Source organism: Streptomyces fulvorobeus, from assembly GCF_013167895.1.
In the GTDB taxonomy this organism is placed as follows: domain Bacteria; phylum Actinomycetota; class Actinomycetes; order Streptomycetales; family Streptomycetaceae; genus Streptomyces; species Streptomyces fulvorobeus.
This window is the reverse complement of the sequence record NZ_BLWC01000001.1, coordinates 2,828,999-2,843,714: the sequence shown is the minus strand read 5'-3', so window position 1 is coordinate 2,843,714 and position 14,716 is coordinate 2,828,999. Positions and strand designations below refer to the sequence as shown.

Below are 14,716 nucleotides of genomic sequence, written 5' to 3'. Positions count from 1 at the left end.
TGCTCGCGAAAGGGGCTGGTCAACGGTGGCCGAGCCGGTGGAAAGACCGTCGATCCGTCCGTCGGACCTGTGGGACAGGCTGAGAGACCCGAAGAACCGCAGACGGCTGACCGGGTCGGGCGGCCGGGGGTTCGTAGCAGGCTCCGCGGTGCTCGGAGTGCTCGTGGCCACCGGCGCCGTCGTCGCCGCGGGTCCCTGGGACTCCGGTCAGCGTAAGGCCGAGCGGGACCGGGTGGTCGCCCAGGAACGTACAGGTGGCGCACATCACGGGCGCACCGCGTCCGGCGTTCCGGAGCCCGCGCCCAGCGCCCCCGCCGTGCTCACCGCCCTCGGCGGCCCCGGCACCCGGACGGCGTCCCGGGACGCCGCCGGCCTCACCGCCCTCCTGGGGCCCCTCCTGAACGGCCCCGCCCTCGGCTCCCGCCCCACCGGAGCCGTCATCGACACGGCCACCGGGGAGCGGCTGTACGGGCAGGGCACCGGCACCCCGATGACGCCCGCCTCCACGGTGAAGATCGCCACGACCGTCGCCGCGCTCCGGGCGCTCGGCCCCGACCACCGCATCGCCACGACCGTGCGGGCGTCGGCGGACTCGCGGACCCTGACGCTCGTCGGCGGCGGCGACCCCACCCTCGCCAGGGCGGACCTGCGCCGTCTCGCCGCCGAGGCGGTGGACGCCCTGCGGGAGCAGGAGGTGAGCACCGTGGCGCTCACCTACGACACCTCCCGCTACACCGGGCCCCCGCTTCACCCCATCGGCCCCAACGAGAACATCGCCCCCGTCAGTGCCCTCATGATCGACGAGGGCCGGCTCGACGGCTCGTCCTACGGCCCCGCCCCGCGTACCGCCGACCCGGCGGGGGACGCCGCGCACACCTTCGCCGGTCTGCTCGACAAGGCCGGGATCGGCGTCGAGGCCGCACCCACCCGCCACCGGGCCCCCGCCAAGTCCCGCACGGTCGCCACCCACCGCTCGAAGCCGCTGTCCGCACTCGTGGAGCGGGCTCTGACCAACAGTGACAACGACATCGCCGAGGCCCTCGTCCGCGAGACCGCCCTGGCGACCGGTGAGCGGGCCGACTTCGCGGGCGGCAGGCGGGCGGTCACGGCGCAGTTGAAGAAGCTGGGCCTGCCGACGGCCGGCGCGAACCTCGCGGACGGCAGCGGCCTCGACCGCGCGGACCGGGTGTCCGCCGCCCTGCTGGCCGGCCTCCTGGCCGTCGCCGCCGACCCCGCCCACCCCGAACTCCGGCCCGTTCTCACGGGGCTCCCGGTCGCCGGATTCAACGGCACCCTCAAGGGCCGCTACTCGGAGAAGTCCCGGGGCACCGGCCTGATCCGGGCCAAGACCGGCACCCTCACGGGGGTGAACACGCTCGCCGGAACCGTCGTCGACACGCGGGGCCGGCTCCTGGCGTTCGCCTTCCTCGCCACCGGCACGACATCCCCGTCCGCGGCCCAGTCCGCGCTCGACACCCTGGCCACCACTCTCGTCGAAGGCCCCCGGTGAGCGGCCCAACACCCCTCCACAGGGCGGCACCCTCACGTACGGTTGACGCATGACGAGCATCGGTGGTGCCGAGATGGTCGACTGGAATCTCGCGGTGGCGACCGCGACCCGGCTCGTGCGGCCCGGGCCCGAGATCAGCCGTGAGGAGGCCCGCGCCGTCGTCGCGGAGCTCCGCCGGCATGCCAAGGCTTCGGAGGAGCACGTCCGTTCCTTCACCCGGATGATCCCGGAGGGGGCCGAACCGGAGGACACCCCGGTCCTGGTCGTCGACCGGGCCGGCTGGATCAGGGCCAATGTCGCGGGCTTCCGGGAACTGCTGCGCCCCCTGCTGGGGAAGATGCAGGACCGGCGCTCCGGCGGCCCCGGTGGCGCCGTGCTGGGCGCGGTCGGCGGCAAGGTGACCGGCGTCGAGCTGGGCATGCTGCTGTCGTTCCTCGCCTCCCGGGTGCTGGGGCAGTACGAGACGTTCGCCCCGGCCACCCGCGAACTCCCGGCCTCCGCCAAGGGTGGCGGCCGCCTGCTGCTCGTCGCCCCCAACATCGTCCACGTCGAGCGCGAACTCGAGGTGAACCCGCACGACTTCAGGCTGTGGGTCGCGCTGCACGAGGAGACGCACCGCACCCAGTTCACCGGCGTGCCGTGGCTCCGCGACCACCTGAAGGGCGAGATCCAGTCGTTCCTGGACGAGACGGACGTCGATCCGATGACCGTCCTGGAGCGCCTGCGCGAGGCCGCCCAGTCGCTCTCCGGTGCCGGCCGCCCCGAGGGCGAGGAGGGCGATCAGGGCCGCAGCCTCGTCGAGATCGTCCAGACGCCCGCCCAGCGGGAGATTCTCGGCCGCCTCACCGCGGTGATGTCCCTGCTCGAAGGGCACGCGGACTTCGTGATGGACGGCGTGGGGCCCGAGGTCGTCGGCTCCGTGGCCGAGATCCGGGAGAAGTTCCAGCAGCGCAGGGCCCGGGGCGCGGGACGCCTGGACCAGGCGTTGCGCAGGCTCCTGGGGCTCGACGCCAAGCTCCGTCAGTACCGCGACGGCGAGCGTTTCGTCAGTGCCGTGGTCCGGGAGGTCGGTATGGACGGCTTCAACCGGGTCTGGACCTCACCCAACACCCTCCCCACCAAGGCGGAGATCGCCGCACCGGCGGAGTGGATCGCGAGGGTGCACCGTAAGCCAGAGGCGTGATCCCGCCCCGACCGCAGGCCGAAGAAGCCCCATCTATCACCCATCCGAGGGACCATAGGGGCATGGGAAGGCGTGCAATGCTCGATGAACAGCTCGGCTCTGTCACCATCGACGCACTCTGAGTGACAGGACTCACGTTCTGTCCCCCGGAGGCACCCCCCGAAAATCCTTCACGAAGGGCACCGGACATGGGTCCCCATCCTGCGGTCGCGGCGATACGCCTGGCGGTCCGCCGCGTACTCCACGACGTACTCACCGAGTACGACCGTCACACCGACAAGACCGGCCGCGCCGAGTTCGCCGAAGCCGGCGCCGGCGCACGGCGCTCCGCACTTCCCGAACGGCCCGACACCCCGCTCGTGCTCGTGGCATGCTCCGGCGGCGCCGACTCCATGGCCCTCGCCTCCGCCCTCGCCTTCGAGGCCCGCAAGCTCGCCGTGCGGGCCGGCGGGATCACCGTCGACCACAACCTCCAGCCCGGCTCGGCCCTGCGCGCCGCCGAGGTCGTCACCCGGCTCGGCTACATGGACCTCGACCCGGTCGAAGCGGTCGCCGTACACGTCGGCCGCGAGGGCGGCCCGGAAGCCGCCGCCAGGGACGCGCGTTACGCGGCCCTGGACGCGGCGGCCGAGCGCCACGGCGCCGCGGCGGTCCTGCTGGGCCACACCCGCGACGACCAGGCGGAGACCGTCCTGCTGGGCCTCGCCCGCGGCTCCGGCATCCGCTCCCTGTCCGGGATGGCCGCCGCGTCAGGGCCCGCGGGCCGCTACCGGCGCCCCTTCCTCCAGCTCGACCGGCAGACCGCCCGCAAGGCGTGCCTGGTCCAGGCCCTGCCCGTCTGGGACGACCCGCACAACATCGACCCGGCCTACACCCGCTCCCGGCTCCGCCACGAGGGTCTGCCCGCCCTGGAGAAGGCGCTCGGCAAGGGGGTCGTCGAAGCCCTCGCCCGTACGGCCCAGCTCTCCCGGGACGACGCCGACGCCCTCGACACCTGGGCCGCGGAGGCCGACCTCTCCGTACGCGACGACGCCGGGCAGCTGGAGTGCGCCAAGCTCCACATGCTGCCGCCGGCCGTGCGCCGCAGGGTGCTGCGCCGGGCGCTGATCGAGGCCGGGGCCCCCGCCGGTTCGCTGTTCGCCCGCCACATCGAGGAAGTCGACCGTCTCATCACCGGCTGGCGCGGCCAGCGCGCCATCAACCTGCCGGGCCGCGTCGAAGCCCAGCGGCAGGGTGGCAGACTGGTCATTCGGCAGAGCTGTAGCGCAAGCGGCTGAAGTGCAGGCGAAACGGCCGGCCGGCCCCGGGGCACCACCCTGGACCGGCGGGCTAAGAAAGAGACGCGGGTGAACGAGAAGGACATGGGCACCGACCTTCAGTCGGTGCTTCTCACCAAGGAAGAGATCGACGCGAAGCTCGTCGAGCTGGCCGCGAAGATCGACGCGGAGTACGCGGGCAGGGACCTGCTCCTCGTCGGCGTCCTCAAGGGCGCGGTGATGGTCATGGCGGACCTGGCGCGCGCCCTGTCCACCCCCATCACGATGGACTGGATGGCCGTCTCCTCGTACGGCGCGGGCACCCAGTCCTCCGGGGTCGTCCGCATCCTCAAGGACCTGGACACCGACATCAAGGGCAAGCACGTCCTGATCGTCGAGGACATCATCGACTCCGGCCTGACGCTGTCCTGGCTGCTGTCCAACCTGGGCTCGCGCGAACCCGAGTCGCTGGAGGTCTGCACCCTGCTGCGCAAGCCGGACGCCGCGAAGGTCGCCATCGACGTGAAGTGGATCGGCTTCGACATCCCCAACGAGTTCGTCGTCGGCTACGGACTGGACTACGCGGAGAAGTACCGCAACCTCCCCTTCGTCGGCACCCTCGCCCCGCACGTCTACGGCGGCTGACGCCCGGCCGCCCGCCCTGCCCGGCCGCTCCGCCCCAACCCGGGCGGGCGGCGGGGAACCCTCACCGGCTTCCCGCCGTTGGAGCTTCGAAGGCGGGATTTGTCAGACGTCCCCTGCGGTCGCGGGTGACAATGCTGGGGTACCGTCCGAAGAACAGTCTTTTCTCACAGCAGCATTTACCTACGGGCAGGAGGGACGGGGCGTCTTCGCTCCGTATGGATGGACGTGAAGCGATACTTCCGTGGGCCGGTCATGTGGATCGTGCTGGCCGTCCTCGCCGTGGTCGTGTTGATGCAGGTCGTCGGCTCGTCGGGCGGCTACAAGACGGTAGACACCGGCGAAGTGATCCAGGCGATCAGTAAGAACCAGGTGGAGCAGGCCAAGCTCACCACTGGTGACGAGCAGATTCTCAAGATTGAGCTGAAGGACGGCCAGAAGCTCGAGGGCGAGTCCGGCAGCAAGTTCCAGGCGAGCTACATCGGCAACCAGGGCGTCGAGCTGGCGGACACCCTGCAGCAGAAGTTCGAGAGCGGTGACATCGAGAAGGGTTACACCGTCTCGCCGTCGAAGCAGTCCCCGTTCGTCTCGATCCTCCTCTCGCTGCTGCCGTTCGTCCTGATCGTGGTCGTCTTCCTGTTTCTGATGAACCAGATGCAGGGCGGCGGTTCCAAGGTCATGCAGTTCGGCAAGTCCAAGGCCAAGCTGATCACCAAGGACACGCCGAAGACGACGTTCGCCGACGTGGCGGGCTCGGACGAGGCGGTCGAGGAGCTCCACGAGATCAAGGAGTTCCTCCAGGAGCCGGCGAAGTTCCAGGCCGTCGGCGCCAAGATCCCCAAGGGTGTCCTGCTGTACGGGCCTCCCGGTACGGGCAAGACGCTGCTGGCCCGTGCGGTCGCCGGCGAGGCGGGCGTCCCGTTCTACTCGATCTCCGGTTCCGACTTCGTCGAGATGTTCGTCGGTGTCGGTGCCTCCCGGGTGCGTGACCTCTTCGAGCAGGCCAAGGCGAACGCTCCGGCGATCGTCTTCGTCGACGAGATCGACGCCGTGGGCCGGCACCGAGGTGCCGGCATGGGCGGCGGTCACGACGAGCGCGAGCAGACCCTCAACCAGCTGCTCGTCGAGATGGACGGCTTCGACGTGAAGGGCGGCGTCATCCTGATCGCCGCCACCAACCGGCCGGACATCCTCGACCCGGCCCTGCTGCGCCCGGGACGTTTCGACCGGCAGATCGCGGTCGACCGCCCGGACATGCTGGGCCGTCTCGAAATCCTCAAGGTGCACAAGAAGGGCAAGCCGGTAACGGACGACGTCGATCTCAACGCCGTCGCCCGCCGTACCCCCGGCTTCACCGGTGCCGACCTGGCGAACGTGCTGAACGAAGCCGCGCTCCTCACGGCGCGCGGCAACATGAAGCTGATCGACAACGCCATGCTCGACGAGGCCATCGACCGCGTCGTGGCGGGTCCGCAGAAGCGGACCCGGATCATGTCCGAGAAGGAGAAGAAGATCACCGCGTACCACGAGGGCGGACACGCCCTGGTCGCGGCGGCTTCCCCCCAGTCGGACCCGGTCCACAAGATCACGATTCTCTCCCGCGGCCGCGCCCTCGGTTACACGATGGTGCTTCCGGAAGAGGACAAGTACTCCACGACGCGCAACGAGATGCTCGACCAGCTCGCGTACATGCTGGGCGGGCGCGCGGCCGAGGAGCTGGTCTTCCACGACCCGACCACCGGCGCTGCGAACGACATCGAGAAGGCCACTGCCACGGCCCGCGCGATGGTCACGCAGTACGGCATGACCGAGCGGCTCGGCGCCATCAAGTTCGGTGGAGACAACACCGAGCCGTTCGTGGGCCGCGAGATGGGTCACCAGCGCGACTACTCGGAAGAGGTCGCCGCGCTGGTCGACGAAGAGGTCAAGAAGCTCATCGAGACCGCGCACAACGAGGCGTGGGAGATTCTCGTCGAGAACCGCGACATCCTCGACGCCCTCGTGCTCGAACTCCTTGAGAAGGAGACGCTCGGCAAGGAGCAGATCGCCGAGATCTTCGCCCCGATCGTCAAGCGCCCGGCCCGTCCGGCCTGGACCGGCTCCTCGCGGCGTACGCCGTCGACGAGGCCGCCGGTTCTCTCTCCCAAGGAGCTGGCCCTCACCAACGGCGTCTCCACCGCCAACGGTTCGGCCGTCCCGGCGGAGATCGCCCCGAAGGACATCACCTCCAAGGACGTCGCCCCGGCGACGGAGGCGGTACCGGAGGAGCGTCCGGAGAGCTAGAACCCCGTGACGAATCCGGTGCGGCCCCCTCCACGGGGGTCCCACCGGGCCCGGAATGGATGCCGCGCCCCCCAGGTTTTAGCCTGTGGGGGCGCGGCTTTTTCCCATGCCTGCGAGGTTTGCGCGCAGCACGCGCACGTGACAGCAGAAGGAACGAGGACAGATGACCGACCCGGTGACGCTGGACGGCGAGGGCACGATCGGCGAGTTCGACGAGAAGCGGGCCGAGGCCGCCGTACGTGAGCTGCTCGTCGCGGTCGGGGAGGACCCGGACCGCGAGGGTCTGCGCGAGACGCCGGGGCGGGTGGCGCGGGCGTACAAGGAGATATTCGCGGGGCTTTACCAGGAGCCGCAGGACGTCCTGACGACGACGTTCGATCTCGGCCACGACGAGTTGGTGCTGGTGAAGGACATCGAGGTGTTCAGCACGTGCGAGCACCACCTGGTCCCGTTCAGGGGAGTCGCGCACGTCGGCTACATCCCGGCGACCTCCGGAAAGATCACCGGCCTCTCGAAGCTGGCGCGGCTGGTCGACGTCTACGCGCGGCGTCCGCAGGTCCAGGAGCGGCTGACCACGCAGGTCGCCGAGGCGCTCATGGAGATCCTGGAGCCGCGGGGAGTCATCGTCGTCATCGAGTGCGAGCACATGTGCATGTCCATGCGGGGCATCCGCAAGCCGGGCGCGAAGACGATCACCTCGGCGGTCCGCGGCCAGCTCCGTGACCCCGCGACGCGCGCCGAGGCCATGAGTCTCATCATGGCCCGCTGACACCGGCCGGGAAGGCGTCCGCAGCGGCCGGGAGGCGTCCGCGGCCGGCGGGGCGTCCGTCTAGGCGGATGCCGGGCGCCGGTCGCCGTCGCCCTTGTCCTCGGGGTCCTCGGGGAGCTTGCAGACGCGCTCCAGGAACAGCGCGGCGGCGATGACCGCGATGCCCGCCAGGACCGCGAAACCGGCGTAGACCGCCTGTTCGCGGCGGGGCGGGATGTCGAGGGAACCGAGCAGGAAGACGCCCGCACCGCCGTACATACCGGCGACCAGAGCGGTGACGAGCGCGCTGGCCTGCCCGAAGACGACCGCGCGGGCCGCCATCAGCGGCTCGACGCCCTTCGCGCCCGGCCGCCGCTCGCGCTGGGCCCGCAGACGGGTGCGGAGGGAGAGCGCGGTGGCGAGCAGGATGACGGCGATGACGGCCAGCACGACCGGGGCCGCGAGAGGGACGCTGGGCAGGGTGCCCAGCGAGTCCCAGAGCCGGGCGGCGCCCCAGGACAGCACGCCGGCGGCGGCGAAGAGACCGGCCAGTACCCCGAGCCGTAGTTGCTTCACCGAGAGAGCCGCCCTTCGCCGCCGGGTGTCCGTGGATTGTCCTGCATGGGTCTGCTGTACGGGTGTTCCTGGAGCCTAACGACTACTCGGGCAGCCGGAGTTCCAGGTCGGCCCTGGGGAGTACGCCGGCACCGCCGATCCCGGTCAGCAGGTCGGCGACCGCGCCGGCGCCCGGGAGCTCGGCCTCGGGGTCCACGTCGTTCCAGGGGGCGAGCACGAACGCCCGCTCACGGGCGCGGGGGTGGGGCAGGGTGAGCTGAGGGTCGTCGGAGACCACATCGGCGTACGCGACGATGTCGACGTCGATGGTGCGCGGACCCCAGCGTTCCTCGCGGACCCGGTCGAAGGCTTCCTCGATGGCCTGGCCGCGCTCCAGCAGGGAGGACGGCGGCAGGGTCGTCTTCACGACGATCACCGCGTTGAAGTACGAGGGCTGGGAGCCGGGCTCGACGCCCCACGGCTCCGTCTCGTACACCGGGGAGACCGCCTTGACCCGGAGCCCCGGAGTGTCCTCCAGGGCGTCGATGGCCCCCTGGAGGGTCTCCAGGCGGTTGCCGAGGTTGGAGCCCAGGGAGATCACGGCCCGCTGGGGGTTGGAGAGGGTGGTGTCCGCGGCGTCCACCTGCTCGACCACGGCGGCGGGAACCGGCTGGACGGTCGGGTCGCTCCGGCCCTCGGTGGAGAACGCGGTCATGCTCGGCTCCGGGTGATGGTGATGGTCACGTCGTCGAACGGGACGGTGATCGGGGCGTCCGGCTTGTGGACGACCACCTCCACTTCCTGGACGCCCTCGTGTTTGAGGCACTGCTGGGCGATGCGTTCCGCGAGGGTCTCGATCAGATCGACCGGCTCGCCCTTGACCACCTCGACGACTTCCTCCGCGACCACCCCGTAGTGCACGGTCATGGACAGGTCGTCGGTGGCCGCCGCGGGCCGGGTGTCCAGACCGAGCACCAGGTCGACGATGAACGTCTGGCCCTCTTCCCGCTCCCTGGGAAACACCCCATGGTGTCCACGGGCCTTGAGGCCGCGCAGCGCGACACGATCCACGTGAATCACTCCTGCTGTCGTTGGTCGGTGGGACACCCGGCTGCGTGCGGGCGGCGAAGTGCCCTCTTTTGAATCTACCTGCGAGCACCGGCAGTGCTCGCCCGCGGGGCTCCGAAGCCGGCCCCCGAGGCTGGTAGCCGCCCATACCCCGGTGCCGGGGGGCCCAACCCACAGGAGGCGCGTACCCGCTCAGGCGGGCGTGTCCTCGTCCTCCTCCTCGCCGGTCTCGGCCAGGACGGGCGACCCGTGGTGCGACCACAGCTTCCAGCCTTCGGCGGTGCGGCGGAACACGTTGGTCGCGACGACGAGCTGGCCGACGAGCGGGCCGAGCGCGTTGCCCTCCTCGGCCGGGCCGCCGCTGAGGATGTTCTCGGTGCAGGTCACCAGGGCGGTGTCACCGGTCATGGAGACGCCGACATCGGTCAGGAAGAACTGGATGTACTCGGTGTTCGCCATGATCAGCGCGTAGCTGCGCAGCACCTCGCCGCGCCCGGTGAGCACCGGCCACCCCGGGTGCACACAGGAGACGGTGAGGTCCTCCCCGGGCAGCCAGAGCCCGGAGAGCGTGTCGAAGTCCCCGCGCTCCATCGCCTCGTAGAAAGCGGTGTTGGCCTGTTCGACGGCCTCGATGTCGGCGGCGGCCTCCGCGTGCTCGTCCCGCGCCCCGCTCACGCCGCTCCCTCGACGGCGCGGGCGACGCGTACCGCGTCGGCGGTGGCCCGTACCTCGTGCACCCGGACCGCCCACGCGCCCGCCTGGGCGGAGAGGGCGGAGACCGCGGCCGTGGCGGCGTCGCGCTCGCGGGCGGGCGGTGGTGCGGCGCCCTCACCCGCCAGGACGTGGCCGAGGAACCGCTTGCGGGAGGCGGCCACCAGGAGCGGGCGGCCCAGGGTGCGCAGTTCGTCCAGGTGGGCGACGAGCGAGAGGTCGTGGGAGGCGTCCTTGGCGAATCCGAGACCGGGGTCGATCACGATCCGTTCGCGGGACACTCCCCCCGCGACCACGGCTTCCATGCGTGCGCGCAGCTCCGCGACGACCTCGGCGACGACGTCCTCGTACACGGCTCTGCTGTTCATGGACTCGCTGAAGCCGCGCCAGTGCATGACGACGAACGGGACACCGGCCGCGGCGACGACCGGGACCATGTCCGGATCGGCGAGGCCGCCGCTCACGTCGTTCACGAGCGCCGCGCCGGCGGCGACCGCCTGCTCGGCGACGCGGGCCCGCATGGTGTCCACGGAGACGGTGACCCCCTCGGAGGCCAGTCCCCGTACGACCGGGACCACCCGCCGCAGCTCCTCCGACTCGTCCACCCGGCTGGCACCGGGGCGGGTCGACTCGCCGCCGACATCGATCAGGTCCGCGCCCTCGCCGGCCAGCACGAGGCCGTGCTTGACGGCGGCCGCGGTGTCGAACCACCGGCCTCCGTCGGAGAAGGAGTCGGGCGTCACGTTGACGACCCCCATGACCGCACACCGGTCCCACTCCGGCAGGTCCTGCACCGTGCCGCGTCCGCGCAACGTACTCATACGCCCAGCGTAGGCCCGCCGGGCGACCCGTCGCGCCGCACGGCCCGTCCCGCCCGGGGTGGGCCGGGAGCGGTACGGGGCGGTCAGGGGGCCGCCGTCGTCACGCTCGTGACGGTCTCCACCGCGACGGTCGCGCGCGGTACGTGCTGGGCGTCCGCGTCGATCGAGCGGCGCAGGGCCTCGTGGAGGCGGGCGGGGGTGAGGACGCCGAGGAAGCGGCCGGTGCTCTCCTTGTCGATCACCGCGATCCAGCCCGCGTCGTGCTGGAGCATGGTGGAGAACGCCTGCTTGAGCGGCGCGCCGAGGGGCAGCCATGCCTCCATCCGGCGGGCGTGCTCGCGGACGGTGCCGCCGGAGGCGGCCGTGGCGGAGTCACCGGCCGGAATCCAGCCGTGCAGGTTGTCGTGCCCGTCGAGCACCACGGCCCAGCGCGCGCCCTCGGCGCGCAGGCGCGCGGTCGCCCTGGTGAGGGGGTCGTCGAGGTGGACGACGGGCGGCTGGTCCAGGTCGCTCTCCTCGATGGGCGTGACGGAGAGCCGTTTGAGACCGCGGTCCGCGCCGACGAAGTCCGCCACGTACGGGGTCGCGGGGGCGCCGAGGACGGTGGCGGGGGAGTCGAACTGCTCGATGCGGCCCTGCCCGTACACGGCGATCCGGTCACCGAGCCGGACGGCTTCCTCGATGTCGTGGGTGACGAACAGGACGGTTTTGCGGACCCGGGCCTGAAGCTTCAGGAATTCGTTCTGCAGACGCTCCCGTACGACGGGGTCGACCGCTCCGAATGGTTCGTCCATCAGCAGTACGGGCGGGTCGGCGGCCAGGGCGCGGGCGACGCCGACGCGCTGGCGCTGACCGCCGGAGAGCTGTTCCGGATAGCGGTCACCATAAACGGAAGGATCGAGTCCGACGAGGTCGAGGAGTTCGGCCGCGCGCTCGCGCCCCTTTCCGCGTTTCCAGCCCAGCAGATGGGGGACGGTGGCGGTGTTCTCCAGCACGGTCCGGTGGGGGAAGAGGCCGACCTGCTGGATCACATAGCCGATGCGGCGCCGGAGCTGGACGGGGTCGATGGCGGAAATGTCGTCTCCGTCGAGGAGAATCCGTCCTTCGGTCGGCTCGATCAGCCGGTTCACCATCTTCATGGTGGTCGTCTTGCCGCAGCCGGATGGCCCGACGAGCGTGACCAGTTCACCCTCGCCGGCCTCGAAGGAAAGGTCGTCGACGGCGGTGGTGCCGTCGGCGTACCGCTTGGTGACGTGCTCGAAACGGATCATGGTTCCCCATTGTGCCGCGCGTTGTGTGAAGGCCGTGTTGCCGGAATGCGACGGCCTCGGCGATTGTCAGTGGTCGAGGATAGGGTCACCAGACATCAGTGCGGTACGCGAAGCGCGACGGTGAATCGGGGGGTGGGACGGGTGGCCGGGGAGAACTGCCTCGTGGCGAACGACTGGATCTGCGGCGAGTATCTGCGTTCCCGCAGCCAGGAGCTGACCGACGCGACCGTCCAGCACCTCTGGATCACCGCCGTCTCGGTACTGATAGGACTGGCCGTGGCCTTTCCGCTGGCACTCCTGGCCCGCCGCGGCCGGCACTTCGCGGGGCCGGTGCTGGGGCTGACGACGGTTCTCTACACCGTGCCGTCGCTGGCGATGTTCTCCCTGCTGCTGCCGCTGTTCGGGCTGTCCTCGGCCCTGGTCGTCACCGGCCTGGTGCTCTACTCGCTGACCATTCTCGTACGGAACATCCTGGCGGGGCTCGAAGCGGTGCCGCAGGAGGCCAAGGACGCGGCCAAGGGCATGGGGTACGGTCCGGCGCGGCTGCTGTGGGAGGTCGAGCTGCCCCTCGCGCTGCCCGCGTTGATGGCCGGCCTGCGGATCGCCACGGTGTCGACGGTCGCGCTGACGACCGTGGGCTCGCTCGTCGGCAAGGGCGGCCTCGGCAATCTCATCGAGGACGCGCTGCCCAGCCTCTTCAAGGCCCAGGTGCTCGCCGCGTCGGTGCTCTGCGTGCTGCTCGCGGTCGCCGCGGACCTGCTGCTGCTCGGCGTGCAGCGACTGCTCACGCCCTGGACCCGCGTACGCGCGACGACCGCTTCCGGCGGCGTGGCCCCGGCCGTGAAGGCGGAGGTGGGCTGACCCGTGGGAGTTATCGGCGACGCCTGGACGTGGCTCACCACCGGGACCAACTGGTCCGGGGAGGGCGGGGCGGCGCACCGGCTCGGTGAGCATCTGTACGTCAGCGGGGTGGCACTCGCGCTGGCCTGCGCGATCGCCCTTCCGCTCGCGCTGTACCTGGGCCACATCGGCAAGGGGGGCGCGCTGGCGGTCAACATCTCCAACATCGGCCGGGCCGTGCCCGTCTTCGCGGTGCTGGCCCTGTTCATGCTCACGCCGCTGCGTGACTCCGGCTACTGGCCCACGGTCATCGCGCTGGTGCTGTTCGCCGTGCCGCCGCTCCTGACCAACGCCTACGTCGGGATGACGGAGGTGGACCGCTCCGTGGTCGAGGCGGCCAGGGGCATGGGGATGTCAGGACCGCAGCTCTTCGCACGGGTGGAGCTGCCGCTCGCCTACCCCATGATCATGACCGGGCTCCGTTCCGCCGCCGTCCAGGTGGTGGCCACCGCCTCCATCGCGGCGATGGTCGGCCTCGGCGGACTAGGCCGGATCATCACCGCCGGATTCAACACGTACGACACCGCGCAGGTCTTCGCGGGCGCGGTGCTGGTCGCCGGGCTCGCCCTGCTGGTCGAGGGGGCGCTGATGGCGCTGGACCGGCTGCTGTCCCCCCTGCGCCGCCGGCGGAACGCCTGATGCGGTGCAGCTGTTTGTCACCCATTCGCTGTGGACGGAGAACATCATGAGCAGGACCTCGCGCATCGCGGGAGCGGTCATCGCCATGGCCGCGCTGGCCGGGTCGCTCGCCGCGTGCGGCGGCGACAGCCTGGAGAAGGAGAAGAGCGGTGCGGCCACCGGGTCGGACTCCGGCTCCGACAAGGGCTCGCTCGTCGTGGGCGCCGCGTCGTTCACCGAGTCCAAGGTGCTCGCCGAGCTCTACGCCCGGATGCTCGGCGACGCCGGGTACAGCACCTCGGTCACCACCGTGAAGAACCGTGAGCTGTACGAACCCTCCCTGGAGAAGGGCGAGATCGACGTCGTACCGGAATACGCGGCGACGATCGCCGAATTCCTCAACGCCAAGGTGAACGGGGCGAGCGAGGCGCAGAAGAATCCCGTCGCCTCGGCGGACGCCGCCGCCACGGTCGCCGCCCTGGAGAAGCTCGCCACCCCGCTCGGCCTGAAGGTGCTCCCGCCGGGTGACGCCGTTGACCAGAACGCCTTCGCGGTGACGCGGGAATTCGCGGAGAAGAACAACCTCAAGACGCTTTCCGACCTCGGCAGGTCGAAGATCAAAGTGCGGATCGCCGCCGGTGACGAGTGCGAGGTCCGGCCGTTCTGCGCGCCGGGTCTGAAGAAGACGTACGGCATCGACGTCACCGGAATCGACCCGAAGGGTGTCGGGACCCCGCAGTCCAAGCAGGCCGTCAAGGACGGTCAGGACCAGCTGGTCCTGACGACCACCACCGACGCCGTGCTGGACACCTACGGGCTGGTTTTCCTGGAGGACGACAAGAAGCTGCAGAACGCGGACAACGTCCTGCCGGTGCTCAATGCCAAGGACGCGGGCTCCCAGGACATCGCCGACGCGCTCGGGAAGCTCACCGGCGTACTCACCACCCAGGACCTCGCGGAACTGAACCGCAAGGTCGACGCGGAGCGCGCCAAGCCCGCCGATGTGGCCAAGGAGTATCTCCAGGGGAAAGGCTTGATCAAGAAGTAGAGCGGGATGATCCGGGTGGGCCGGGAGGCCGTCAGGTAACCGGCGGGGAACAGATTGCCGGGCAGTCTCCCAAGTAACCCGTGCGCACGGTAAATTTCGAGC

General features: G+C 70.7%; 15 protein-coding genes. 9 read left to right on the top strand and 6 right to left on the bottom strand.

Going from position 1 to position 14,716, the window contains the following annotated elements:
* Positions 1-25: 25 nt before the first annotated feature.
* From dacB to folE, 6 genes are all read left to right on the top strand, one after another.
* Positions 26-1,510 (top strand): D-alanyl-D-alanine carboxypeptidase/D-alanyl-D-alanine endopeptidase, encoded by a 1,485-nt coding sequence (dacB, locus tag Sfulv_RS12790; protein WP_173313810.1) that lies wholly within the window; start codon positions 26-28, stop codon positions 1,508-1,510.
* Positions 1,511-1,559: 49 nt separating this feature from the next.
* On the top strand, positions 1,560-2,693 hold the full coding sequence (locus Sfulv_RS12785) for an Rv3626c family coenzyme F420 biosynthesis-associated protein (protein ID WP_173313809.1): 1,134 nt from the start codon (positions 1,560-1,562) through the stop codon (positions 2,691-2,693).
* A 188-nt stretch (positions 2,694-2,881) separates the two neighbouring features.
* The gene (tilS, locus tag Sfulv_RS12780) at positions 2,882-3,970 is read left to right on the top strand and encodes a tRNA lysidine(34) synthetase TilS (protein ID WP_173313808.1); all 1,089 of its coding nucleotides are present in this window, start codon (positions 2,882-2,884) and stop codon (positions 3,968-3,970) included.
* An 84-nt stretch (positions 3,971-4,054) separates the two neighbouring features.
* Positions 4,055-4,594 (top strand): hypoxanthine phosphoribosyltransferase, encoded by a 540-nt coding sequence (hpt, locus tag Sfulv_RS12775; RefSeq protein ID WP_173317804.1) that lies wholly within the window; start codon positions 4,055-4,057, stop codon positions 4,592-4,594.
* A gap of 219 nt (positions 4,595-4,813) precedes the next feature.
* Positions 4,814-6,874 (top strand): ATP-dependent zinc metalloprotease FtsH, encoded by a 2,061-nt coding sequence (gene ftsH / locus Sfulv_RS12770; protein WP_173313807.1) that lies wholly within the window; start codon positions 4,814-4,816, stop codon positions 6,872-6,874.
* A gap of 163 nt (positions 6,875-7,037) precedes the next feature.
* On the top strand, positions 7,038-7,643 hold the full coding sequence (gene folE / locus Sfulv_RS12765; protein WP_173313806.1) for a GTP cyclohydrolase I FolE: 606 nt from the start codon (positions 7,038-7,040) through the stop codon (positions 7,641-7,643).
* Positions 7,644-7,703: 60 nt separating this feature from the next.
* On the opposite strand, the gene Sfulv_RS12760 is transcribed toward folE, so the two are convergent.
* The 6 genes from Sfulv_RS12760 to Sfulv_RS12735 all read right to left on the bottom strand — a co-directional run bounded on the left by Sfulv_RS12760 (position 7,704) and on the right by Sfulv_RS12735 (position 12,048).
* Positions 7,704-8,198, bottom strand: coding sequence for a DUF3180 domain-containing protein (locus Sfulv_RS12760; RefSeq protein ID WP_173313805.1), 495 nt, complete (start codon positions 8,196-8,198; stop codon positions 7,704-7,706).
* An 82-nt stretch (positions 8,199-8,280) separates the two neighbouring features.
* Positions 8,281-8,892 carry a 2-amino-4-hydroxy-6-hydroxymethyldihydropteridine diphosphokinase gene (gene folK / locus Sfulv_RS12755; protein ID WP_173313804.1) on the bottom strand — a complete coding sequence of 204 codons (612 nt, stop codon included), beginning with the start codon at positions 8,890-8,892 and terminating at the stop codon, positions 8,281-8,283.
* Positions 8,889-9,248, bottom strand: a complete 360-nt coding sequence (gene folB, locus Sfulv_RS12750) for a dihydroneopterin aldolase (protein ID WP_173313803.1) — start codon at positions 9,246-9,248, stop codon at positions 8,889-8,891. The genes folK and folB overlap by 4 nt, the downstream gene beginning before the upstream one ends.
* A 189-nt stretch (positions 9,249-9,437) precedes the next feature.
* Positions 9,438-9,920 (bottom strand): nuclear transport factor 2 family protein, encoded by a 483-nt coding sequence (locus Sfulv_RS12745; RefSeq protein WP_173313802.1) that lies wholly within the window; start codon positions 9,918-9,920, stop codon positions 9,438-9,440.
* Positions 9,917-10,777: a dihydropteroate synthase gene (gene folP, locus Sfulv_RS12740; protein ID WP_443098547.1), complete on the bottom strand. Its 861-nt coding sequence runs from the start codon at positions 10,775-10,777 to the stop codon at positions 9,917-9,919. Before folP ends, Sfulv_RS12745 begins: the two co-directional genes overlap by 4 nt.
* An 83-nt stretch (positions 10,778-10,860) precedes the next feature.
* On the bottom strand, positions 10,861-12,048 hold the full coding sequence (locus Sfulv_RS12735; protein ID WP_173313801.1) for a betaine/proline/choline family ABC transporter ATP-binding protein: 1,188 nt from the start codon (positions 12,046-12,048) through the stop codon (positions 10,861-10,863).
* Positions 12,049-12,189: 141 nt separating this feature from the next.
* Between Sfulv_RS12735 and Sfulv_RS12730 the strand changes: the two genes are divergently transcribed.
* The 3 genes from Sfulv_RS12730 to Sfulv_RS12720 are packed head-to-tail and all read left to right on the top strand — an operon-like array spanning position 12,190 to position 14,614.
* Complete coding sequence (locus tag Sfulv_RS12730) at positions 12,190-12,909, top strand: ABC transporter permease (RefSeq protein WP_173313800.1); 720 nt, start codon at positions 12,190-12,192, stop codon at positions 12,907-12,909.
* Between the two features lie 3 nt (positions 12,910-12,912).
* Positions 12,913-13,587 carry an ABC transporter permease gene (locus Sfulv_RS12725; protein ID WP_173313799.1) on the top strand — a complete coding sequence of 225 codons (675 nt, stop codon included), beginning with the start codon at positions 12,913-12,915 and terminating at the stop codon, positions 13,585-13,587.
* A gap of 46 nt (positions 13,588-13,633) precedes the next feature.
* Positions 13,634-14,614 (top strand): ABC transporter substrate-binding protein, encoded by a 981-nt coding sequence (locus Sfulv_RS12720; protein ID WP_173313798.1) that lies wholly within the window; start codon positions 13,634-13,636, stop codon positions 14,612-14,614.
* Positions 14,615-14,716 lie beyond the last annotated feature (102 nt).